This is a genomic window from Dyella tabacisoli, from assembly GCF_003350925.1.
Classification (GTDB): Bacteria; Pseudomonadota; Gammaproteobacteria; order Xanthomonadales; family Rhodanobacteraceae; genus Dyella_C; species Dyella_C tabacisoli.
On record NZ_KZ857175.1, the window covers coordinates 468,362 to 490,063 of the forward strand.

Below are 21,702 nucleotides of genomic sequence, written 5' to 3' on the forward strand. Positions count from 1 at the left end.
TGCTTCGCGCATGCTTACTGATGACGGCACCCTGTTCATCGTTGCCGCACCTTCCGGTGCCGGCAAATCGACCTTGGTCAACGCGCTGCTCGGCTGCGAGCCGGCGATCTCGTTGTCGGTGTCGCATACCACGCGGCCGCCGCGATCGGGTGAGGAATACGGTCGGCATTACTACTTTGTCGAGCGTGCCGAGTTCGAGCGCGAAATCGCCGAGGGCATTTTCCTTGAGCATGCCGAAGTGCATGGCAATCTCTACGGAACCTCTCACACCACGGTAGCCGGCTTGCTGGCGCAGGGTCGTGACGTGCTGCTGGAGATCGACTGGCAGGGCGCGCGGCAGATCCGTCAATCCAAGCCTGATTGCGTCAGTGTGTTTATCCTGCCGCCTTCACGGCCCGAGCTGGAGCGCCGCCTGCGCGGGCGCGGTTCGGACAGTGCCGAGGTGATCGAGCGGCGTCTGCACAATTCACGTGAAGAAATCAGCCACGCGCATGAGTTCGACTACATCATCGTCAACGACCGCTTCGAGGACGCTCTGGGCGATTTGCAGGCGATTGTGCATGCGGTGCGTCAGCGTGCCGCGCTGCAATGCAGACGTTACGAGAACTTGATTGCCGAGCTGCTGGGCTGACCGTCTGCAGTTCAATCCAGCAAATTGCGCAAATAGCTCTGCGGGTTGTTGAGAAAGCCGCGGGTCAGCTCGTAATGCTCGGTATCCTCGTAGCGCACGCGTTCGAGGCCCTGGTCGGTGATCTGGTAGATCCAGGCATCCGGGTAGCTGAGCAAAAGCGGTGAGTGAGTGGCGATGATGAACTGTGAACGCTGCCGGACTAACTCATGCAGTCGACGCAGCATGGCTAATTGCCGTGCCGGCGAGAGCGCCGCCTCGGGCTCGTCCAGCACGTAGAAGCCGTCGCCGCGAAAGCGATGGGTCATCAGCGAGAAGAATGATTCGCCATGCGATTGCTCGTGCAGTGATTGACCGCCATAGGAATCGATGATGGGCGGTCCGCCCGGACCTTCGTCCAGTCGTTCGATTTCAGTGGCCACATTGAAAAAGCTCTCCGCGCGCAGAAAGAAGCCGTCCTTGGGGCGGCGAAAGGTCTTAGACAAGCGCAGATATTCATGCAGTACGGAATGCGAGGTGCGGGTGCTGAAACGGAAGTTTTTACCGCCGCCCTCGGGATTAAAGCCCCATGCCGTGGCGACAGCCTCCAGCAAGGTTGATTTGCCGCTGCCGTTTTCGCCGACCAGAAAGGTCACTGCGGGGTGTAGCTCCAGGCGCTGAAAATTCTGCAGTACCGGCAGAGAGAAGGGGTATTCACCGAAAGTGGGGACACGCTCGCGCAGCAAGCGAGCCTCCATCACGTAGTGTTCAGCATCTAATGTGCGCATAGATTCCTGCCCAGCCATGGGCTTGCGTGATGCTGAAGTAAAGCACGCCGGTGTCTCATCGAGTGATCCATGATGGCGCCCATAGAGCGCTTCCGGTAACTTGTGCGACTTTGATGCCGAATGCCGACCTATGACCGACTCCGTTAGCGCACAGCCCGACGACAGCGCCCTGGTGCGCGTCCGTGGCCTGACCACGGTGCTCAACGGTAAGGTGATCTTCGATGCGATGGATCTAGACATTCCACGCGGCAAGATCACCGCCATCATGGGCCCCAGCGGCACCGGCAAGACCACCCTGCTCAAGCACATCACCGGGCAAATGCGCGGCGATGCCGGTGAAGTATGGGTCGACGGCAAAAATGTGCAGGCTTTGTCGCGCGAGAAACTTTTCGAGTTGCGCGAACAGATCGGATACCTGTTTCAAAATTCAGCCTTGCTGACCGATTTCGATGTGTTCGAGAACGTCGCCTTCCCCCTGCGCCAGCACACCGAGCTGCCGGAAGTACTGATCCGCAATCTGGTGCTGACCAAGCTGCAGGCGGTTGGCCTGCGCGGCGCCGCCAAGTTGATGCCGACCGAGCTGTCCGGCGGTATGGCGCGACGCGTGGCGCTGGCGCGGGCGATCGTGTTCGACCCCATGCTGATTCTCTATGACGAGCCTTTTGTGGGTCTTGATCCGGTCGCATTGAATCAGGTGTTGAAGCTGATCCGTACGCTCAATCAAACACTCGGCATTACCAGCGTCTTGGTGGCGCATGAGCTGGAGGCGATCAAGCAGGTGGCCGATCATATTTATCTGATCGCGAACGGCAAGGTGGTGGCGCAGGGTGACCCCAAGACCATCGCCGAGGATGGCTCGCCGTGGACACGGCAGTTTTTTGGTGGCGAGGCCGATGGTCCGGTGCCGTTCCAGTATCCGGCGGGTGATTACGCCACTTCGCTCGGTTTTCCAGGAGGCGGGGCATGAGCGCACAGCCGGCGCAAGAAAACGTCGTCACTCGCTCGCTGACTCAGATCGGCGCTTGTGGTCTGTTTCTGCTGACCATACTCGCGGCCGTTCCGCGTAGTTTCCGGCACGGCCGCGAGACCGTGCGGCAGCTTTGGTTTGTCGGTGCGATGAGCCTGACCATCATCATGGTCTGCGGTCTGTTTGTCGGCATGGTGCTGGGCTTGCAGCTTTATTACGTGCTGTCGATTTTCGGCGGCACGGCAGCCAGCGGCACGGTGGTGGCGATTGCCATCTATCGCGAATTGGGGCCGGTGGTGACCGCCTTGCTGTTCGCTGGTCGCGCCGGCACCTCGATTACCGCCGAGATCGGCCTGATGCGCGCCACCGACCAAATCGCCGCGATGGAGATGATGGCGGTCGATCCGATTGCCTACGTGGTAGCGCCACGCTTTCTGGCCGGCGTCATTGCGATGCCGCTGCTGTGCTGCGTGTTTTGCGCGCTGGGTATCTTCGGTGGTCACCTGGTTGGCGTGAACTGGCTCGGCATCGATAACGGCACGTTCTGGTCGAACATGACGGCCACGGTCGATGTATGGAAGGACGTAGTCAACGGCGTGTTGTACAAAAGCCTCGCCTTTGGCGCTGTGGTCTCGCTGATTGCCGTGTTTCAGGGCTATACCACGGCACCCACCAGCGAAGGCGTGGCTTATGCCACTACGCGTACGGTGGTGGCTTCGTCGATTGCCATTTTGGCCATCGATTTCGTGCTTACCGCATTTCTTATGTGATTGCGCCGATGCGACTGTGCAGAGTGAGCGCCGCGATGTCCCGATTTAATAAGACCCGCTTCAATAAGATCCGATTCGATAAGACGTTGTCTAAAACTTTTATACAGAGGAACGTGCCGTGAGCCAGAGACCATCGTATGCCGTCGGCACCGGCTTGTTCATCGTGCTCGGCTTTGCCGCGCTGGCCTATCTGGCTACCCAGACCACGTCGGTAGCCAATATTCATCAGGGCAGCAGCTACACCGTCGATGCGCACTTCGCCAATATCGGTCAGCTCAAAGAGCGCGCGCCGGTGAAGATCGCTGGCGTACGCGTGGGCCAGGTGCAGTCGATCGTGCTCGATCCCGCCAGTGAAGTGGCCGACGTAAAGCTGTCGATCGACCAGCGCTACAGCAAGATTCCCGAAGATTCGGTCGCAACCATTTTCACCAGCGGTCTGCTCGGCGATCAGTACATCGGCATCCAGTACGGCAGCTCCAAGAATGTCGTGGCCGCCGGCGGCACCCTGGCCTTGACCAAGCCGGCCCAGCAGTTGGAAGAAATGCTCGGTAAATTCTTTGGCGCCGGCGGTTCGGCCGATAACCTCGGCGGCAGCTATACGGTGAAGGCGCGGTTTACCAATGTAGGCGCTCTTTCGGCGGGTGCGCCGGTGAAGATGGCCGGCGTGGCCATTGGCAGCGTGCAGTCGGTGAAGGCCGATCCGGTGAAGCTGGATGCCTACGTGGTTCTGGCGATCGATAAGAAATTCAGCCAGATCCCCGATGATTCGGCTGCCGCGGTGTTCACTAGCGGTTTGATCGGCACTCAGTATGTTGCGATCCAGCCTGGCGGTTCGCCGGAGCCGTTGAAGAACGGTGACGAGCTGGTACTGACCCAGTCGGCTCTGCAACTGGAAGATCTGATCGGCAAGTTCTTGGTCAGTGGCTCGCCTGGCGACAAGAAGGCTGCCGCCGACGATACCAAGCCTGCCGGCAAGCATTGATCCCGTTGGCAAAGTATTTCCATTGATTTCAAGATTGCCCCCGCCCAAAGATTGACTCAGGAGTTCCCCATGTTGCGTCGTCTGGCTCTAGCCTCCGCCATCGCATTCAGCGGCTTGCTTGCCGCCCCAGTCATTGCCCAGGATGCATCCGCTCCGGCCGCCTCGGTCCAGCAGACGCCCGTGCAGGTGGTGCAGGAGATCACCAGCAAGCTCGACACCGCCATCGCAGGTCAGCGCGATAAGTTGAAGAACGACAAGGAGAAGCTGATCGGGGTGATCGACGGCGTCTTCTTGCCGCATTTCGATATCGACTATGCCTCGATCCTGGTGCTGGGCCAGCACGCCCGTGAGGCGACACCCGAGCAGCGCAGCCATTTTGCGAAGGCGTTCTACAACTCGATTACCCACCGTTATGCCGAGGGGCTGCTTAATTACACCCGTGGCCGGGTGAAGGTGTTGCCGTTCGGCGGCGACCTCAACGACAAGCGTTCAGTAGTGCGTACCCAGGTAGCGATGGACGACGGCAAGCTGGTGTCGGTCGATTACGCTTTCCGCAAGAGCAGCAGCGGTGAGTGGAAAGCCTACGACGTCATCATCGAAGGCATTTCCTACGTGACTAATTACCGCAATCAAGTCGATGCGGAAATCAAGAAAGACGGTATCGACAAGCTCATCAACACGCTTGAGACCCAGGGTGCCAAAGCCTTGGATACCTTGGAGAAGGACGGCAAGGCCTCGCAGTGAAAGCCATGAGCGGACCTGCTTTTCAGCTTTCCGATAGTGCGCCGGATACGGTGTGCGTATCGGGCGCGTTGACCTTCACGAGTGCGGCGGCAGCGCTAAGCGCGATCAATGCCTCACTCGCACGGGACGGGCGGCGCCTGCTCGATCTGACCGGCGTGAAGTACAGCGACAGTGCGGGTCTGGCCTGTGTATTGGCGGCGTTGGCCCAGGCGCAGGGGCGAGTGCGGGTACGCAATGTTCCGGCAGGAATGCAGGTGCTGGCGAAAGTCTGCGAAGTCGACAATCTGCTCAGTTGAGCGGTACCGGTTGACCATTCAGCAAAAAAAAGGGGCCTCGCGGCCCCTTTTTTTGTCCCATTGACGCTCGTTTATTGCTTGCTGGCAGGCTGCTGCGGGTTCTTTTTCTCCCACTTCTGCTGCTCGTCCAGCAACTCATCGGGATTGAAGTTCTTGTCTTTAAGCCCCTGCATCTGCTCGATCACATCAGCCGGTGGATTGCCGTCGTAGATCTGGTAGAGGCGCTGCTGGCGATAGGCGTCGCGCAGGAATGCGTAAGGATCGTAGGCTGATTGCAGGAAGCTTTCCGCATCGATCGCCCGAGCGCGCAAGGTGACCAGGTACAGCACTTGCGGTATGTAGTACTGGCCGTAGTGGAAATCGTGGTTGCGCGAGACGTAGCTCAACGGGTCGAAGAAATAGCTGTCGACCGGCAAGCGCCAAACGTCGCGTACCGTGGTGGAGCCGACGAAAGGCAGCACCAGATAATCGCCTTCAGGCACGCCCCAGCGCGCCAGGGTTATGCCAAAGTCGTTTTCTTGCAGCGGAATGCCCATCTGGCTGGCCGGATCGAAAAAGCCGCCGACGCCCAAGGTCAGATTGACCAGGAAACGCCCGCTGCTCTGGATCGCCTGTTTCGGCCTCGCCTGCAGCAGGCTGTTGGCGATCGTGATCGGCATGCGGATATTGGTGAAGAAATCACTTACCGCGCGGCGTACCGGCGGGTTGGTCACCTTGCGGTAGCCCACTGCCACCGGGCGCACCACCGCCTTGTCCAGGCTGTCGTTGAAGGCGTAGGCCTTACGGTTGTATTTCTCCAGCGGATCGTCAGTGCGTGGCTTGGCAATGGAACAGCCGGCCAGCAGGGCGATCGCGACCAAAAGTGCGGCGCGCCGCAAGCGAGCGGATCGCAAGAAGGCTGAGAGGGAGGTCGGTAGCATCGACGAGGGGGTCCGCTGCGGGGAAGGTGACGGTAAAAGTGTACCGCCTGGTTTTTTATTATGCACGGCTGACGATCTCCTTTCGTCTCGAAGCTCAGTTGCCATGGCGCCTATGCCGGCTGAACCGGGCATCATACGGGGTGCCACATTGCCAGCCAAGCGCCCTCTGGCTACACTGGCTGGCATCTTAAGTCTCTTTATTCCCTAAGGATTTCACATGGCCCGTATTACCGTCGAGGACTGCCTAGAGGTGGTCGGTAACCGTTTCGACCTCGTGCAGATGGCGGCTAAACGCGCCCGCCAGCTTGCCAATGGCGCCGAACCTGCCGTCAACCCGGATCACGACAAGCCGACCGTGCTCGCCCTGCGTGAGATCGCGGCCCGTCGTATCGACCAGGCCACCATCGACGAAATCGATCGTGCCGAGAAGGAGCGCGCCGAGCGCGAAGCCCAGGAATGGGCTGCGGCCGAGGTTGATGACGATTTGTCGAAAGGCGGAGACGACTGATGGATGGCGGCGGCTGTCATATGCGAGTGCGTCGCGCCGGCCTTGCCGGTGTGACGCGCTGGCTTGCCGACACTGCCGCCGCCCTTCGTAGTCATCAGGTTTACATCAGTTGCAGTCAGCGACACGAGGCGGCTGCCTGAGCCGGCGCCGAACTTCTATGCCGACGGCCACGCATCTTTCCCCCGTGGATACGTCAACGTTGCCGCCGTATGTATTGGCTTTGAAAGAACGCGTGTCTTACCTGCCCGAAGCGCAGGTGGCGCGTGTGCTGCGCGCCTACGAAATAGGTGCCCAGGCGCATGAAGGGCAGGAGCGCAAAAGCGGCGAGCCCTACATCACCCATCCGGTCGCCGTCGCGAGCATTCTGGCCGAGTTGGGGCTGGATGCAGAGACCATTATCGCGGCGATCCTGCACGATACCCTCGAAGACACCGAGCTAAGCCGTACCGAGTTGGCTGGCGAGTTCGGCGAAGCGGTAGCCGAGTTGGTCGATGGTGTGACCAAGCTGGACAAAATGCGCTTCGGCAGTCGCCAAGAGGCCGATGCCGAAAGTTTCCGCAAAATGCTGTTGGCGATGGCACGCGATCTGCGTGTGATTCTGATTAAGTTGTCCGACCGTTTGCATAACATGCGCACGCTTGGCGCCAAAGATGCGCCATCGCGTCGTCGCATCGCCCGCGAAACGCTGGAGATTTACGCCCCCATCGCACAGCGCCTGGGCATGAACAAATTCAAGGCCGAGCTGCAGGACCTCGGTTTTCGCGCCCTGTATCCGGACCGCTACCGTGTTATCAGCGAGCGCATTCGCGCCGCCATCGGCAATCGTCGCGAAGCGATGGGCAAAATCGAGACGGCCTTGTCGGCACGCCTGACGGTCGAGCATTTGCCGGTTCGCGTCGTCGGCCGGATCAAGTCGCCGTGGAGCATCTACTCCAAGATGCGCAACGAGCACAAAAGTTTTGCGCAATTAATGGATGTCTACGGTTTTCGCGTCGTCGTCGATAACGCGATGAGTTGTTACATGGCGTTGGGTGCGGTGCATTCGCTGTACAAGCCGGTAGACCGTCGTTTCAAAGATTTCATCGCGATTCCGAAAGCCAACGGCTATCAGTCGCTGCATACGGTGCTGCTGGGGCCGTTCGGCGCGCCGATCGAGGTACAGATCCGCACCGCTGAGATGGATTCGGTGGCCGAGCGCGGCGTGGCTGCGCATTGGGCCTATAAGACCGATAGCGGCCCGGCGAACAGTGCGCAGGCGCGTGCCCGCGAATGGCTGTCCTCCTTGGCCGATAGCCAGGCAAACACGGCCTCGTCGGCGGAATTCATCGAAAACGTCAAGATCGACCTGTTTCCAGACGAGGTTTATCTGTTCACGCCGCGCGGCGACATTCTTTCGCTGCCACGCAATGCGACCGCACTCGATTTTGCCTATGCCGTGCATACCGATGTCGGCGATCACGCAGTGGCCGCCCGCGTCGACAAGAAGTTGCTGCCGTTGCGTACCCGGCTGGAATCGGGTCAGTTGGTGGAAGTCATTACCGCGCCGTCGGCAGTGCCTAATCCAGCCTGGCTGGAGTCTGTGGTTACCGGCAAGGCGCGCACCGCGATTCGCCAGTATCTGAAGCATTTGCAGCATGAGGATGCGGTCGACTTCGGCCATCGCATGCTTGATCGCGCGCTGGATGCCTTGGGCAGCAGCCTGGATGCGATTCCGCCGGCCGTGCTGGATCGCTTTCTTGAGGCAGCCAAGCTCAAGCGGTTGGAAGAGTTGCTGTCCGAGATCGGCTTGGGCAACCGCATGCCGCATATGGTTGCCAACCAGCTTCTTGCTTCGCGCGGTAAACAGAAGGGGCAGGCGCCGTTACCGACACAAGTGGCCGAGAAGATCACCATCACCGGCGCCGAACGCGGCGTGTTGAGCTTTGCAGCATGCTGCCATCCCTTGCCGGGCGACGAGATTATTGGCTATCTCTCTTCGGGCAAAGGCGTGGTCGTGCATCGCGTCGAATGTCCCAATGTGGTGGAGCTGCGCAAGTCGCCGGAGCGTTGCGTGGCGATCGAATGGGATCGCGACGTACAGGGCGATTACCACGCCGAGCTACGCATCGAAGTGCTTAACCGCCCAGGCGTCTTGGCTACTATCGCCGCGGCGATTGCGGCGGCTAATTCGAACATTTCGAATGTGGAATACGTCGAACGCGATGCCGCTGCCGCCACCCTGTTGTTTGCGCTGGAAGTGAAGAGTCGCAAGCATCTCGCCGACGTGATTCGTCGCGTGCGGCGCACTGGGGCGGTTAGCGGGGCGTATCGGTATCCGCTTTGAGAGAAAGGTGCGGATGGGGAATAGGGAACGGGGAACGGGGAACGTGAAGTTCGAGGGGATATTGCAGGTCCGCGTTCTTTTTTGATTTTTCTTTGTTTTTTCTCTTGCTTTTTTGCTCATGCTTTTTAGGCTTTTCCCCGTTCCCCGTTCCCCGTTCCCCGTTCCCCGTTCCCCGTTCCCCGTTCCCCGTTCCCCGTTCCCCGTTCCCCGTTCCCGAGGAAAACTCATGTCTCGCAGCATCATCAGTACCGACCAAGCTCCGGCCGCGATTGGCCCTTATTCGCAAGCCGTACGTGTGGGCAGCACGGTGTATTTCTCGGGCCAGATTCCGCTGGATCCGGCGACTGGCGTATTGGTTGAGGGTGATATTGCGGTGCAGACGCGTCGAGTATTCGACAATCTCACTGCGGTGGCGCAGGCCGCCGGTGGTTCGTTGGGGCAGGTCGTGCGAGTGGGTATTTACGTGACCGATCTTGCCCATTTTGCGACCGTGAATGCAGTGATGGCCGAGTATTTTCATGCACCATTCCCGGCGCGCTCCACCATCGAGGTCTCTGCCTTGCCAAAGGCGGCGCAGGTCGAGGTTGACGCGATAATGGTGCTGGATTGAGCAGGATCTGACATCCAGCAAGGCGTCGATTGACTATGCCTGTTGGTACTTGGACTCGGGTAGGCTTGTCATCATGTCTGCTCGCCCCGCACGCCCCATGATTGCTAACGATACCGGCACCATGCCGGTATCGGCGTTGAGCGGTGTAGGGCCGGCACTGGTTGAGTCGCTTAAGCGGTTGGGTCTGGAGCGGGTGCAGGATCTCTGGTTTCACCTGCCGTTGCGTTATGAGGACAAGACCCACGTGACCACGCTGGCTGACCTGCGGCCCGGCGAGCGTGCCCAGGTCGAGGGTGTCGTCGAAACGGTCGAGAGTGGCTTTCGTTATCGACCGCAGTTGAAGGTGGCGATTGGCGATGGTGTAGGGCAAACGCTACTGCTGCGTTTCTTTCATTTTCGCCGCACTCAGGCCGAGCAACTGCGGCCGGGTACGCGCCTGCTTTGCTACGGCGAGGCGCGGATGGGGGCGCAAGGGCTGGAGATGGTGCATCCGCAGTACCAACGGATCACCACAGAGGTGCCTATCACGGTCGAAGAGCGACTCAGCCCGGTATATCCGACCACCGAGGGCCTTGGCCAAAAACGTCTGGCGGGTGTGATCGACAAGGCGTTGGCGCTGCTGCCGCCGGATGCGCAGTTGGAACTGATTCCGCCTGAACTATGTGCCGAGCATGGACTTAGCTCGTTGCGCGAAGCCTTGCTGTATGTGCACCGGCCGCCGCCGGATGCCCACATGGGCCAGCTCACCTTAGGCCGTCACCCCACTCAGCAGCGTTTAGCCTTTGAAGAGTTGCTTACGCAGCACCTTAGCCTGAAACGCATGCGGGCAGCCGTGCGGCGCCGGCATGCGCCGGTGCTGGGTGGTGATGGTCAATTGCGGCGGCGCTTACAAGATGGGTTGCCGTTTCAGTTGACGGCTGCCCAGCAGCGAGTCACTCGCGAAGTTGCCGTGGATCTTGTTCAACCCAAGCCGATGTTGCGCTTGGTGCAAGGCGATGTGGGGTCGGGCAAAACCGTAGTCGCGGCATTGGCGGCGCTGGCGGCATTGGAGGCGGGGCGCCAAGTCGCTTTGATGGCGCCCACAGAGCTGCTTGCCGAGCAGCATCTGCGAAACTTCCGGCATTGGCTTGCGCCGCTCGATATCGAGGTCGAGTGGCTGGCGGGCAAGGTGCAGGGCAAGGCGCGGCAAAAAGCCTTGCAGCGGGTGGCCGATGGCGCGCCGATCGTGATCGGCACCCATGCCTTGATGCAAGAGGGCGTGAGCTTCGCCCGGCTCGGGTTAGTGATCGTCGATGAGCAGCACCGCTTTGGCGTGCATCAGCGCCTCGCCTTGCGTGACAAAGGGCTCGAAGGCGAGCAGGTGCCGCATCAACTCGTACTCACCGCGACACCGATTCCCCGCACTTTGGCGATGAGCGCGTACGCCGATTTAGACGTCTCATCGATTGACGAATTGCCGCCTGGTCGCACGCCGGTGCAGACGATTGCCATCTCCAATGGCCGTCGCCACGAAGTGATCGAACGTATCCATGTTGCCTGTGCCGAGGGTCGTCAGGTGTATTGGGTGTGTACCTTGATCGAGGAGTCCGAGCAGTTGCGCGCGCAAGCTGCCGAAGTGGCGCATGCGGAGCTTTCTGCTGCGCTGCTCGGCTTCCATGTCGGTTTGATCCACGGACGCATGAAACCGAAAGAAAAGCAGGCGGTGATGGATGCTTTCAAGGCCGGTGAGCTGGCTGTACTGGTGGCGACCACGGTGATCGAAGTTGGCGTGGATGTACCTAACGCCAGTCTGATGGTGATCGAGAACAGCGAGCGGCTTGGCCTGGCCCAGTTGCATCAGCTTCGGGGTCGTGTCGGCCGTGGCGCGGTGGCCTCCAATTGCGTGCTGCTCTACCAGCCGCCGCTAGGTCAGTTGGCTCGCGAACGATTGCAGGTAATGCGCGAAACCAATGATGGTTTTCGCATCGCCGAGAAAGATCTGGAGCTGCGTGGCCCCGGCGAAGTATTGGGTACGCGCCAAACCGGCCAGCTCAGTTTTCGCATCGCCGACCTTGCCCGCGATGCCCATTTGCTACCGGCAGTGCAGAGCGTGGGCGAGCGCATGCTGAGGTTGCATCCGAAGCATGCAGAGCAGTTGATCGAACGCTGGGTGGGCGGTGCCGCGCGCTATGTCCATGCGTAAACCTTGGCTACTCAAGTCTGGGCTACTCAAAGACCTTGAACAGGTTCTAAGCTACTTGGCCCGAGCCCAACGAGCCTAAGCCTTTATGAGCAAGCCGCAACTGCTGATCGACACCGATCCTGGCGTAGACGACGCGCTGGCCATCTTGATGGCGCATGCGCACGCCGATGTCGCTGGATTAAGCGTTGCAGCGGGTAATGTCGGGCTGGCTCATACCGTGCGCAACGCGCGAACCCTGATTGACCTGGTGGGTGCTTCCACGCCGATATTCGCGGGCTGTCCCACGCCGCTGGTGCGTATGCCCGAAGAGGATGCCGCGTTTGTGCACGGCAAGGATGGTCTGGGCGATGTCGGCTTTCCTGAGCCGAAGGCGCAGGCCGGCGACGAGCAGGCCGCCCTGGCCTTGTTGCGCCTGACCCGAGAGCGCCCCGGTGAGCTGACTTTGGTAGCGCTGGCGCCACTGACCAACCTGGCATTGGCGCTACGGCTGGATCCGAGCCTGCCTGAGCGTGTCGCGCGGCTGGTCGTGATGGGCGGGGCGGTGACGGGTCACGGCAATACGGAGAAAGTGCCGGCGGAGTTCAACGTCGGCTTCGATCCGGAATCGGCGCACGTGGTGTTCGAGGCGTTTCCGCAGTTCGACCTGGTCGATTGGGAGGCTACGCTGCGGCATGCCTTCGACGAGACCGAATTCAATCATTGGCTGGTCGCGGGCGATCATCGCGCGGTGTTTTTCGGCAAAGTATTTCAGACCGCACGCGCTTTCAATCTGAAAAAACAGCGCCGGGGAGTAATTGCCGCCGATGCGCTGGCGATGGCGGTGGCGATCGATCCGAGCATCATCACGCGTAGCGAGAACCGCCATGTCGCGGTGGAACTGGATGGTCGTTTGACTCGCGGGGCTACCGTAGTGGACTGGGCCGGCCGTTTAGGCAAGCCGGTCAATGCGCGGGTCGTGCTGGATGTGGATCAGCAGCGCTTTGCCGCTATGGTGCGAAAAGCCTTGGGCGCGGAAAAATGAGGCTGGGACTCGGCTGGTAGCTTGCTTTAGGGCTATCTCTCAAGTGCGGGCAGGGGGCGCCCAGATAGGCTGCCTAGAGGTTTTAAGACTGCCTCAGGTTGACTATGTCATTGAGTGGTTTATATAATGCCGCTCTTGTCACCTACCGCTTTAGAGTCAGCTTATGAAGCCCGATATCCATCCGAATTACCGGCCGGTGGTGTTCCAGGACCTGTCGTCTGAGTTCGCGTTTCTTACGCGCTCGACGATTGCCGCCAAGGACACCGTCAAGTGGGAAGACGGCAACGAGTACCCGCTGATCAAAGTGGATATCTCAAGCCATTCTCATCCGTTTTACACCGGCAAGCAGAAGACGCTTGACGTTGGTGGCCGCGTCGACAAGTTCCGCCGCCGCTATGCGGGTGCCGCGAAGTAATTACTGCCGTTGCGTCGCCGCTAAACGGTGATGCTGCGAAGTCAGTTCAAGCACGGGGTAAGTGCAAACTTGCCCCGTGTTTTTGTGTGTCCGTCATTCAACCTTATTTCGACCATCCGCGGTCGAATGTGTGACGGAGTGATGTGCGATAATGCGCGCCGTCGTATAGCCGCTGTGTGTTTACTCAAGCACCTGGCTGAGCGCGACGCCCACATTCCCTCGTTGATAGGCGCCGTCCCCACGGTCGTCCCGTTGATGACTACGTGAAGGAGGTTTCTGTGTCTGATTCCAAAATCGTCAAGCTGGTGGATGAGTCGAGCCAACGCAGCAGCGAGTTGCCCCTGCTCAGTGGCACGCTCGGCCCGGCGTGTATCGACATAGGTACGCTGTACAAAGACACCGGCCACTTCACCTACGACCCAGGCTACGGCAGTACCGCCAGCACCAAGAGTGCGATCACTTATATCGACGGCGACGAAGGTGTGCTGCTGTACCGTGGCTACCCGATCGAGCAACTGGCCGAGAAATCCAACTTCCTTGAAGTGGCCTACCTGCTGCTCAATGGCGAACTGCCGAACAAGGCTCAGTTCGACAGCTTCGATCACCAGATTACGCATCACACGATGATGCATGAGTCGCAGAAGAACTTTTTCCAGGGCTTCCATCACGACGCGCACCCGATGGCCATGCTGGCCGCCTCGGTCGCTTCGCTGTCGGCGTTCTACCACGACGATTTGAATGTCGATGACCCGGAAGACCGCAAGCTCGCGGCGATTCGCCTGATCGCCAAGATGCCGACCATTGCCGCGGCCTGCTATCGCTATTCGATCGGCTGGCCGCTGCGCTATCCGCGCAACAATCTCGAATACGTCGATCGCTTCCTGCACATGATGTTCGAGGTGCCGAGCGAACCGTTGGCGCTTAGCCCGGTAGCGGCGAAGGCACTGGATCTGCTGTTCATCCTGCATGCCGATCACGAGCAGAACGCATCGACTTCCACAGTGCGTCTGGTGGGTTCCACGGGTGCCAATCCGTACGCCTCGATTGCTGCCGGCATCACTGCGCTTTGGGGTCCGGCACATGGTGGCGCCAACGAGGCCGTGCTTAAGCAGCTACAAGAGATCGGCACGGCCGACAAGGTGGAAACCGCGGTCAATCGCGCCAAAGACAAGAACGACAGCTTCCGTCTGATGGGCTTTGGTCATCGTGTCTACAAGAACTTCGATCCGCGCGCAAAGATCATCCGCGAGATGTGCCATAAGGTGCTGAACGAGCTGGGCGTCAACGACCCGTTGCTCGATGTGGCGATGAAGTTGGAGGAGGCGGCGCTAAAGGACGACTATTTCGTCGAGCGCAAGCTGTACCCGAACGTCGATTTCTACTCCGGCATCATCTACAAGGCGCTGGGTATCCCGACCGAGATGTTCACCGTGATGTTCGCCATTGCCCGTACCGCCGGCTGGATCGCGCATTGGATCGAGCAACACGAAACCCCAGGTGCACGCATTGGCCGTCCGCGCCAGATCTACACCGGCTCCGATGTGCGCAATTACATGTCTTCGGACAAGCGCTAAGGCCCCAGTAAACGCTGAGGCTTGTACCTGTGATAACAAACGCCCCGGTTCAAAGCCGGGGCGTTTTTGTTTGGTCAGCGTAGGGCCGTAGCCAGCTTGCTTTCGAAATCGTCAATCTCGTCTTCGGCCAGCAAGGTCTCGACCATGGAGAGTGAGGCGCGGCGCATCGGTTTTTCGTCGATGCGATCCAGTGGGGCCTGGCGCAAGGCATCGCGCGGCAGCACCGTAAGGTCAAATGGCAGCGTGTCAGCGGCAAACAGCAGTACCGGATACTCGGTTTGTTCGTCGCGGCTGGTGCGTAAACGGCGTGTCTGCATCTCTACCGGTACGCCATGCTCATGCAAGAACAGGCTTACCGCATCGGGGTCGTCGCTGAAGACATGCAGGCAAACGGCCGAATGCGCGTCGGCGGTGCCATCGAGTACGGTGCCGACCAGTCGCGGTTCGTAGGCACGTAGAAAGCGCATGGCTTCAACCGCGGCCTCGCGTCGTTCGCGCAGTAATTGTGGTTGGCTGTCAGGATGAAACAGGCGCTGATGCTCGCGTATGGCCTGTTCGATTTCGTCATTGCGTGGCAACGCTTGCGTGTCGTGAATGCCGAGCCGCTCAGCGGCTTTGAGTTTGGCGTGGTGGAAATCGCGGATACCGTGTTCGCTCATCAATCGTGCCGCTTCTTGAGCGACGCGCAAGCGATTGCGCTGTACCCGGTCCTGTGCGTGGATGCGATGGTGTTCGCCTCGCGCCATGACGGTGATCCCCCTCAAAGAGTGAGCCTGCGCGTCAGTGTAAATACCGTCTCCCATTCCCGTGCAAAAGGGTGAGGGCGGGTAGGTTGGGGTGAGCGCAGCGAACCCCAACACGGTAAAGCGGTAACGTTTTGGTATTGGGATGACGCGGTAACGAATTGGGTACCCGGTTGTGTTGTAGGGAGGCGAGAGTTTAGTGGGGCGCGACGTTGGGGTTCGCTCGGCTCACCCCAACCTACGTTTCGGTACGTTTCAGTTAGAAAATATCGTAAGCGTGTTGCTGTTCCGGGTCATCGTGTTGTTGTGCGGCCTGTTCGCGCAAGCGATCTACGTCCTCCACCTTGAACATCTCGGGCATACCGTTGGGATCGCCGGCGCTCGAAGGCAGGCCGCTGGAGCGGTTGATTTGCACGGTACTGATGCCTGGCGGCATCGGCAAGGCGGCGGAGGGGGCGTCCTTCAACACTGCGCCCATGTAGTCCATCCAGATCGGCAGTGCAGCCTTGGCGCCGAACTCGCCCCGGCCCAGCGACGAGAAATCGTCAAAACCCACCCATACGGCCGTAGCCAGATCGCCGTTGAAGCCGACGAACCAGGCATCGCGATGATCGTTGGTCGAGCCTGTCTTGCCCGCAAGGTCATCACGGCCCAGTGCTTTTGCGGCCGCGCCGGTGCCGCGCTTGATGACGTCCTGCATCAGCGAGGTGACCAGATAATCGTTGCGCACATCGATCACCAGCGGAGCAAGCACCGGCGTATGGGCGCCGGCGTCATGGGCATCGGCGGGCAGCACGGTGTCACCGATCGCCGCACTGCCGGTGGTGGCAGGCGTTGCGCTCGAACCCGCACTGGCGACCGTTGCTGTACTCGCGGCGTTGGCCGGCGGCGGGCCCGGGGGGCGGTTGTCGAGCAGGCGCTCCTGGCAAGTGCGGCAGGCGCGCGCCGGATTGGCGACATACACCGGCTTGCCGCTACGGTCACTGATCGAGCTGATGAAATACGGCGTGACCAGATAGCCGCCGTTGGCGAAGACGGCATAGCCGCGGGCCATACTCATCGGTGAGACCGATGCGGTACCCAGCGCCATCGACAAGTTGCCTGGCAGCGAGTCAAGCGTAAAGCCGAAGCGGGTGATGTAATCGCGGGCGTAGCGCACGCCAATCGCATCGAGCAGGCGTACCGAAACCAGGTTTTTCGACTTCACCAGGGCTTCGCGCAAGCGGATCGGGCCATCGAACTTGTCATCGTCGTTGGACGGTGTCCACAAGCCATCCGGGCGCGAGGGGTCCGGTAGCGCGATCGGTGCGTCATTGACGATCGAGGCTGGCGTAAAACCGCGATCGAAGGCTGCCGAATAGACGAAAGGTTTGAAGCTGGAGCCGGGCTGACGGGCCGCCATCACGGCCCGGTTGAACTTGCTGCGCACGAAGTTGAAGCCGCCGGCGAGTGCCTGAATCGAGCCGTCCTCGGGGTTGATCGATGCCACGGCGCCTTGCACGGCGGGAATCTGGGTGAGCTGCCATTCGCCCTTGTCATTGCGCGATAAGCGCACAATGTCGCCGCGCTTGAGCACGCTGGCCACATTCTTCGGCGCGGCGCCTATGCGGGTATCGCTGATATACGGGCGCGCCCAGCTCATGCCGTCCAGGCCAAGCCGCACACTTTCGCGATTGCTCAGATAGACCGTGGCTTCATCGCCCGATATCGCAGTAACGATGCCCGGCTGCATGCCTGAAATGTCGATATAGCTCGAAAGCACGCGCTCGTAATCTTCCTTGCCGGCAGTGTCGGCCAGCTCCTGGTGAGCTTCCGGGCCACGCCAGCCATGCCGATGGTCGTACTCGATCAGGCCGGCGCGCAACGCATCAACGGAAGCCTGTTGGCGGCCACTCTGCACGGTGGTTTTTACAATGTAGCCCTCGGTGAGCGCGTCGTTGCCGAGTCTGTCCAGCGCCTGCAGGCGCACCATTTCGGCCAAATAGGGCGCATCGACCTCGATCTGCGGCTCGTGCGGATAGGCGTTGTTCGGTTCGGTCACCGCCTGGTCGTGCTCGGCCTTGCTGATGTAGCGGTTCTCCAGCATCTGGCCCAGCACCCAGTTGCGGCGTCCGAGTGCCCGCGCGGGGTTGTTCAGCGGATTGACCGCCGAGGGTAGCTGAAAGGTCGATGCCAGCATCGCGCTTTCGGCAATGCTGAGCTGATCTAGCGTTTTGCCGTAGTAGTAAGCCGCGGCCGCGGCCACACCGTAAGAGCGATGGCCGAGAAACATCTTATTGAGATAAAGCTCAAGGATCTGATCCTTGCTCAGCTCATTCTCCATCCGCAGCGCGATGAAGATTTCAGTGAGTTTGCGCGAATAGAGCTTCTCCGGGCTAAGAAAGAAGTTGCGCGCCACCTGCTGGGTAATGGTCGAGCCGCCAGGGCCTTTATCGCCGCCGGAGCGGACGACATGGATGCCGGCGCGCGCAATGCCATGCCAGTCCACGCCCGGGTGGTTATAGAAATCGGAGTCCTCGGCCGAGAGTACGGCGTGCTTGAGCCGCTCCGGTACGTCGGCGATAGCCACCGGAATGCGTCGCGTTTCGCCGAAACTGGCGATCAGCTTGCCGTCTGCGCTGAGTACGCGAAGCGGCACCTGCATGTGGTAGTCCTTGAGGACGGCTACCGAGGGAAGACGCGGCGAGATCAGCCAGTAAGCGACACCGATGGCAGCGATACACAGCAGCAGACCAGTGAAAGCCAGGATCAGCGCCCAGCGCAACAAACGCGTGAAAATTCGCATGATGTGGTTTTTGCGAGACCTGAGTCAAAACACGACAGAGTATAGATGTTGCAGTATCTACAACATCAGCGAAGGCTGGCAGCTTACCGAGCCCGCCCGTGTCCCCGAAGCTCGCTGGGGACATAGGCGGGCTTTTGGCTAAGGGGCGGGCCGCAAAAAAGGTGCCAGGGATCTGATTGGTCCAAGTGTGCATGCCGTCACGTGATTGAGTCGAGAAAGTTCTTGTAGGCCGTTGCCAATACGTTAATTTTTGGATCTAATGCCACGGCGTACTCACCAGACAAGGTGCAGGCGTCAAGGGGTAAGGGGGAAAATCGTGGGGCTTTTTACACCCAAGAAGCCAGCGCTTATTGGGGTCGACATCAGTTCGACCGCAGTTAAGCTGCTGCAGCTCAGTCAGGCCGGCGGACGCTATCGCGTAGAACATTACGCGGTCGAGCCACTGCCCCCTAATGCCGTGGTCGAGAAGAACATCGTCGAAGTCGAGGCGGTGGGCGAGGCGATCCGACGTGCATTGGCGCGGTCCGGTTCCAAATACAAGCACGCCGCGGCTGCGGTGGCTGGTTCGGCGGTTATCACTCGCATCATTCCGATGTCGAGCGAATTGGCCGAAGACGATCTTGAAGGTCAAATTCAGGTCGAGGCGAATCAGTACATTCCCTATCCGATCGACGAAGTAAGTCTCGATTTCGCGGTGCTCGGCCCAGTGCGCGACAACCCCGAGATGAATAACGTGCTGCTCGCCGCATCCCGTACCGAGAACGTCGACATGCGCGTTGCCGCGCTCGATCTGGGCGGACTCAGCGCCAAGGTCATCGACGTCGAGGCCTTCGCGATGGAGAACGCCTTCGCGATGATCGCCGACCAGCTCAATGTGAGCCGCGACGCGCTGGTGGCGGTGGTGGACATTGGCGCCACCATGACCACGCTGTCGGTGCTGCGCAATCAACGCACGATTTACTCGCGCGAGCAGATCTTCGGCGGCAAGCAGCTTACCGACGAAATCATGCGCCGCTACGGCCTCTCTTATGAGGAAGCCGCGCGCGCCAAGCGCAAGGGCGGCCTGCCTGATTCGTATGAAAGCGAAGCGCTGGAGCCGTTCAAAGAGTCGCTGGTTCAGCAGATCGGCCGTTTGTTGCAGTTCTTCTATGCCGGCAGTGAATACAGCAAGGTCGATCAAGTGGTGTTGGCCGGTGGCTGCGCGTCGATCGAGGGTCTTGGCCCGATGCTTGAGACCCAGCTCGGCGTGTCTTGCATGGTGGCCAATCCATTGGCGCGCATGACGTTGTCGCCGCGAGTGCAAGCCCAGTCGCTGGCTCAGGACGCACCGTCACTGATGATTGCCGTCGGCCTCGCGCTGAGGAGCTTCGACTGATGGCACAAATCAATCTACTTCCCTGGCGTGCGGAACGGCGTAAGCAGCGCGAACGCGAGTTCTACATGCAGCTTGTGGCGGCCCTGGTGGCGGCCTTGGCGTTCTTGCTGATCTGGGCTCTCTGGATGGGCGAGCGCATCGAGACCCAGAACGGCCGTAACTCCTATCTACAGACCGAAATCAAATTGCTGGACGATCGTATCGTCAAGATCAAGGATCTGGAGAAGGTGCGCGAGCGGTTGCTGGCGCGCAAGCAGATCATCGAACAGTTGCAGGCGAATCGCTCGCAGATGGTCCATTTGTTCGACGAGCTGGTAAAGACCATACCTTCCAGTGGACGTTTGGCTGGGCTCAAGCAAAGCGGTGATTCGATGACGCTCGATGGCGTGGCGCAATCCAACGCCAGCGTGGCCGAATACATGCGCAATATCGAAGCTTCGCAGTGGATGGGTCATGCCGACCTGCGCAAAACCGAAAACACGCATGGCGACTCACGCATGCCGTACACCTTTGGCTTGGATGTGGCGTTGAGCCGACCGAAATCGGACGAGACGGTTGATCCGGATCATGCCCCGATCATGCCGGCAGCGGCTGCCTCGGCGGCGACCCCGCCCGCAACCGCCAGTTCTGCGGCGGCACGTCAGGCGCCGGTTACGGCGGCAAAAACGGCCACTTCATCTCCAGCGACTGCAGCTCCAGCGACCGCCGCTCCGGTAACGGCCGCCCCGGCGACTGCGCCCAAGCCGGCCGTTGCAACCACGGTGGTCAAGCCCACGCCTGCCGCTGCATCGGGAGGGGCCAAGCCATGAAGTTCTTTGACGATCTGCGCAACCTCGACCGTAACAACATCGGCGGCTGGCCGAAGTCGATCAAGATTTTCTTCACCGTGCTGGTATTCGGTGTGATCGCCTTCATCGGCTGGTATTCATACATTAGCAATCAGCAGGACACCCTTGAGCAGGCGGCCAACAAGGAAGCTCAGCTCAAGCAGGAGTTCACGCAGAAGCAGGCCAAGGCGGTCAATCTCGAAGCGTTGCAGCAGCAACTCGATGAGATGCAAGACATGCTGCGGCAGCTATTGCGTCAGCTACCCAGTAAAACCGAGATGCCCGAGCTGCTGGTCGACGTTTCGCAAACCGCGTTGTCGGCGGGCCTGGAGACCGAGCTGTTCCAGCCGGGCCCCGAGGTACCCAAAGACTTTTACGCCGAGAAGCCGATCACTTTGCGCATGGTAGGCACCTACCACCAGTTCGGTACCTTCATCAGCGGCGTGGCTTCGCTGCCGCGGGTGGTGATCCTGACTTTGCACGATGTGTCGTTGACGCCGAAAAACGCTCCGGTGAAAGGCGAGGCGGTCAGCGGCGGTCAGTTGGTATTGCAAGGTACGGTCAAAACCTATCGATATCTGGAAGACGACGAGAGTACCGACGCGAAATCCGCGGCTAATTCGGCCGCAGGCAACAAGCCAGGTGCTGCAGCGAAGACGGGAGGGCAGAAATGAACAAGTTAACTGCCACCAAGTCCATGCCCCGTTCAAACACGTATGTGGCGCGTGCATGCCTGGTCTTAAGTGCTGCGTTGATACTCGGCGGTTGTAGCGGTCAGGCGGACTTGCGCGACTGGGTTGCGCAAGAAAAAGCCAAGAAAGGCGTGCCGATTCAGCCGTTGCCGGTCATCAAGACCTTCGAAACCTTCCAATACAACGATCAGGGCCGGCGCGATCCGTTTAGCCCCAGCACCACCGAGCTGCAGCCTAACGGTAGCAATGCCGGTCCGCGGCCAGACGAAAACCGGGCCAAGCAGCCGCTGGAAATGTTCGCGCTCGATAGCTTGAAGATGGTCGGCACGGTTGGTGTCGGGGCGTCAACCGAAGTGCTTATCAAGGATCCGGGTGGAGTGATCCACCGTGTCCATCGTAATGAATTCATGGGCCAGAACTACGGTCGTGTCACCGCCATCGGCGATGACCATATCGACGTGGCAGAACTGGTTTCCAACGGTAATGGTGGCTGGATGGAACGTTCGGCCAGCATCGCGCTTGGCGAGAAATAGAGATTCAGGGGCTGATGCTATGACCAACCAAATCAAACCT

Annotated in this window: 21 protein-coding genes; 17 read left to right on the forward strand and 4 right to left on the reverse strand. The window is 60.0% G+C overall.

From position 1 onward, the window contains the following. Window positions 1–10: 10 nt before the first annotated feature. Window positions 11–631 (forward strand): guanylate kinase, encoded by a 621-nt coding sequence (gene gmk / locus DVJ77_RS09010; protein ID WP_225427907.1) that lies wholly within the window; start codon window positions 11–13, stop codon window positions 629–631. A gap of 11 nt (window positions 632–642) precedes the next feature. Here gmk and DVJ77_RS09015 read toward each other — a convergent pair whose 3' ends face one another. Then, window positions 643–1,395 (reverse strand): AAA family ATPase, encoded by a 753-nt coding sequence (locus DVJ77_RS09015; RefSeq protein ID WP_225427908.1) that lies wholly within the window; start codon window positions 1,393–1,395, stop codon window positions 643–645. A gap of 130 nt (window positions 1,396–1,525) precedes the next feature. Here DVJ77_RS09015 and DVJ77_RS09020 point away from each other — a divergent pair, with 130 nt between their 5' ends. The 5 genes from DVJ77_RS09020 to DVJ77_RS09040 all read left to right on the forward strand — a co-directional run bounded on the left by DVJ77_RS09020 (window position 1,526) and on the right by DVJ77_RS09040 (window position 5,154). Continuing rightward, window positions 1,526–2,362 (forward strand): ABC transporter ATP-binding protein, encoded by an 837-nt coding sequence (locus DVJ77_RS09020; RefSeq protein ID WP_114845139.1) that lies wholly within the window; start codon window positions 1,526–1,528, stop codon window positions 2,360–2,362. Further along, window positions 2,359–3,132: a lipid asymmetry maintenance ABC transporter permease subunit MlaE gene (gene mlaE / locus DVJ77_RS09025; protein ID WP_114845140.1), complete on the forward strand. Its 774-nt coding sequence runs from the start codon at window positions 2,359–2,361 to the stop codon at window positions 3,130–3,132. The genes DVJ77_RS09020 and mlaE overlap by 4 nt, the downstream gene beginning before the upstream one ends. Before the next feature lie 118 nt (window positions 3,133–3,250). Further along, window positions 3,251–4,114, forward strand: a complete 864-nt coding sequence (gene mlaD, locus DVJ77_RS09030) for an outer membrane lipid asymmetry maintenance protein MlaD (RefSeq protein WP_114845141.1) — start codon at window positions 3,251–3,253, stop codon at window positions 4,112–4,114. Between the two features lie 69 nt (window positions 4,115–4,183). After that, on the forward strand, window positions 4,184–4,858 hold the full coding sequence (locus tag DVJ77_RS09035; protein ID WP_114845142.1) for an MlaC/ttg2D family ABC transporter substrate-binding protein: 675 nt from the start codon (window positions 4,184–4,186) through the stop codon (window positions 4,856–4,858). A gap of 5 nt (window positions 4,859–4,863) precedes the next feature. Then, a complete protein-coding gene (locus tag DVJ77_RS09040; RefSeq protein WP_114845143.1) occupies window positions 4,864–5,154 on the forward strand; it encodes an STAS domain-containing protein in 291 nt (96 codons plus the stop codon). 71 nt (window positions 5,155–5,225) lie between these two features. Here the strand turns inward: DVJ77_RS09040 and DVJ77_RS09045 are convergent, their stop codons facing one another. Beyond that, entirely contained in the window at window positions 5,226–6,074 is an 849-nt protein-coding gene (locus DVJ77_RS09045; protein ID WP_114845144.1) for an MlaA family lipoprotein, read from the reverse strand. Window positions 6,075–6,291: 217 nt separating this feature from the next. On the opposite strand from DVJ77_RS09045, the gene rpoZ reads away from it, so the two are divergent. The 7 genes from rpoZ to DVJ77_RS09085 all read left to right on the forward strand — a co-directional run bounded on the left by rpoZ (window position 6,292) and on the right by DVJ77_RS09085 (window position 14,707). Further along, complete coding sequence (gene rpoZ / locus DVJ77_RS09050; RefSeq protein ID WP_114845145.1) at window positions 6,292–6,582, forward strand: DNA-directed RNA polymerase subunit omega; 291 nt, start codon at window positions 6,292–6,294, stop codon at window positions 6,580–6,582. Between the two features lie 136 nt (window positions 6,583–6,718). Beyond that, the gene (locus DVJ77_RS09055; RefSeq protein ID WP_425480355.1) at window positions 6,719–8,905 is read left to right on the forward strand and encodes a RelA/SpoT family protein; all 2,187 of its coding nucleotides are present in this window, start codon (window positions 6,719–6,721) and stop codon (window positions 8,903–8,905) included. A gap of 226 nt (window positions 8,906–9,131) precedes the next feature. Continuing rightward, window positions 9,132–9,515 carry a RidA family protein gene (locus DVJ77_RS09065; RefSeq protein WP_114845147.1) on the forward strand — a complete coding sequence of 128 codons (384 nt, stop codon included), beginning with the start codon at window positions 9,132–9,134 and terminating at the stop codon, window positions 9,513–9,515. 73 nt (window positions 9,516–9,588) lie between these two features. Further along, window positions 9,589–11,697 (forward strand): ATP-dependent DNA helicase RecG, encoded by a 2,109-nt coding sequence (gene recG, locus DVJ77_RS09070; protein WP_114845148.1) that lies wholly within the window; start codon window positions 9,589–9,591, stop codon window positions 11,695–11,697. Window positions 11,698–11,782: 85 nt separating this feature from the next. Continuing rightward, window positions 11,783–12,718 (forward strand): nucleoside hydrolase, encoded by a 936-nt coding sequence (locus DVJ77_RS09075; protein ID WP_114845149.1) that lies wholly within the window; start codon window positions 11,783–11,785, stop codon window positions 12,716–12,718. Between the two features lie 163 nt (window positions 12,719–12,881). Next, window positions 12,882–13,133: a type B 50S ribosomal protein L31 gene (locus DVJ77_RS09080; RefSeq protein ID WP_114845150.1), complete on the forward strand. Its 252-nt coding sequence runs from the start codon at window positions 12,882–12,884 to the stop codon at window positions 13,131–13,133. Between the two features lie 278 nt (window positions 13,134–13,411). After that, window positions 13,412–14,707: a citrate synthase gene (locus DVJ77_RS09085; RefSeq protein WP_114845151.1), complete on the forward strand. Its 1,296-nt coding sequence runs from the start codon at window positions 13,412–13,414 to the stop codon at window positions 14,705–14,707. Window positions 14,708–14,781: 74 nt separating this feature from the next. On the opposite strand, the gene DVJ77_RS09090 is transcribed toward DVJ77_RS09085, so the two are convergent. Further along, window positions 14,782–15,453: a hypothetical protein gene (locus tag DVJ77_RS09090; protein WP_114845152.1), complete on the reverse strand. Its 672-nt coding sequence runs from the start codon at window positions 15,451–15,453 to the stop codon at window positions 14,782–14,784. 256 nt (window positions 15,454–15,709) lie between these two features. Beyond that, window positions 15,710–18,235 carry a penicillin-binding protein 1A gene (locus DVJ77_RS09095; RefSeq protein ID WP_114845153.1) on the reverse strand — a complete coding sequence of 842 codons (2,526 nt, stop codon included), beginning with the start codon at window positions 18,233–18,235 and terminating at the stop codon, window positions 15,710–15,712. Between the two features lie 316 nt (window positions 18,236–18,551). On the opposite strand from DVJ77_RS09095, the gene DVJ77_RS09100 reads away from it, so the two are divergent. Genes DVJ77_RS09100 through DVJ77_RS09115 form a run of 4 tightly spaced genes read left to right on the forward strand, consistent with a single transcriptional unit; the run spans window position 18,552 to window position 21,662 of the window. Next, window positions 18,552–19,610 (forward strand): pilus assembly protein PilM, encoded by a 1,059-nt coding sequence (locus DVJ77_RS09100; RefSeq protein WP_114845154.1) that lies wholly within the window; start codon window positions 18,552–18,554, stop codon window positions 19,608–19,610. Next, on the forward strand, window positions 19,610–20,419 hold the full coding sequence (locus DVJ77_RS09105; protein ID WP_114845155.1) for a PilN domain-containing protein: 810 nt from the start codon (window positions 19,610–19,612) through the stop codon (window positions 20,417–20,419). The genes DVJ77_RS09100 and DVJ77_RS09105 overlap by 1 nt, the downstream gene beginning before the upstream one ends. Next, window positions 20,416–21,111: a type IV pilus inner membrane component PilO gene (locus DVJ77_RS09110; protein WP_114845156.1), complete on the forward strand. Its 696-nt coding sequence runs from the start codon at window positions 20,416–20,418 to the stop codon at window positions 21,109–21,111. The genes DVJ77_RS09105 and DVJ77_RS09110 overlap by 4 nt, the downstream gene beginning before the upstream one ends. Further along, entirely contained in the window at window positions 21,108–21,662 is a 555-nt protein-coding gene (locus DVJ77_RS09115) for a pilus assembly protein PilP (protein ID WP_114845157.1), read from the forward strand. Before DVJ77_RS09110 ends, DVJ77_RS09115 begins: the two co-directional genes overlap by 4 nt. The last annotated feature ends 40 nt before the right edge of the window (window positions 21,663–21,702 follow it).

Excerpts from the sequence above, each read along its gene's own strand:
- gmk (WP_225427907.1), top strand. The coding sequence starts at position 11 with ATGCTTACTGATGACGGCACCCTGTTCATCGTTGCCGCACCTTCCGGT.
- DVJ77_RS09015 (WP_225427908.1), bottom strand. The coding sequence starts at position 1,395 with ATGCGCACATTAGATGCTGAACACTACGTGATGGAGGCTCGCTTGCTG.
- DVJ77_RS09020 (WP_114845139.1), top strand. The coding sequence starts at position 1,526 with ATGACCGACTCCGTTAGCGCACAGCCCGACGACAGCGCCCTGGTGCGC.
- mlaE (WP_114845140.1), top strand. The coding sequence starts at position 2,359 with ATGAGCGCACAGCCGGCGCAAGAAAACGTCGTCACTCGCTCGCTGACT.
- DVJ77_RS09035 (WP_114845142.1), top strand. The coding sequence starts at position 4,184 with ATGTTGCGTCGTCTGGCTCTAGCCTCCGCCATCGCATTCAGCGGCTTG.
- DVJ77_RS09040 (WP_114845143.1), top strand. The coding sequence starts at position 4,864 with ATGAGCGGACCTGCTTTTCAGCTTTCCGATAGTGCGCCGGATACGGTG.
- DVJ77_RS09045 (WP_114845144.1), bottom strand. The coding sequence starts at position 6,074 with ATGCTACCGACCTCCCTCTCAGCCTTCTTGCGATCCGCTCGCTTGCGG.
- rpoZ (WP_114845145.1), top strand. The coding sequence starts at position 6,292 with ATGGCCCGTATTACCGTCGAGGACTGCCTAGAGGTGGTCGGTAACCGT.
- DVJ77_RS09065 (WP_114845147.1), top strand. The coding sequence starts at position 9,132 with ATGTCTCGCAGCATCATCAGTACCGACCAAGCTCCGGCCGCGATTGGC.
- recG (WP_114845148.1), top strand. The coding sequence starts at position 9,589 with ATGTCTGCTCGCCCCGCACGCCCCATGATTGCTAACGATACCGGCACC.
- DVJ77_RS09075 (WP_114845149.1), top strand. The coding sequence starts at position 11,783 with ATGAGCAAGCCGCAACTGCTGATCGACACCGATCCTGGCGTAGACGAC.
- DVJ77_RS09080 (WP_114845150.1), top strand. The coding sequence starts at position 12,882 with ATGAAGCCCGATATCCATCCGAATTACCGGCCGGTGGTGTTCCAGGAC.
- DVJ77_RS09090 (WP_114845152.1), bottom strand. The coding sequence starts at position 15,453 with ATGGCGCGAGGCGAACACCATCGCATCCACGCACAGGACCGGGTACAG.
- DVJ77_RS09095 (WP_114845153.1), bottom strand. The coding sequence starts at position 18,235 with ATGCGAATTTTCACGCGTTTGTTGCGCTGGGCGCTGATCCTGGCTTTC.
- DVJ77_RS09105 (WP_114845155.1), top strand. The coding sequence starts at position 19,610 with ATGGCACAAATCAATCTACTTCCCTGGCGTGCGGAACGGCGTAAGCAG.
- DVJ77_RS09110 (WP_114845156.1), top strand. The coding sequence starts at position 20,416 with ATGAAGTTCTTTGACGATCTGCGCAACCTCGACCGTAACAACATCGGC.
- DVJ77_RS09115 (WP_114845157.1), top strand. The coding sequence starts at position 21,108 with ATGAACAAGTTAACTGCCACCAAGTCCATGCCCCGTTCAAACACGTAT.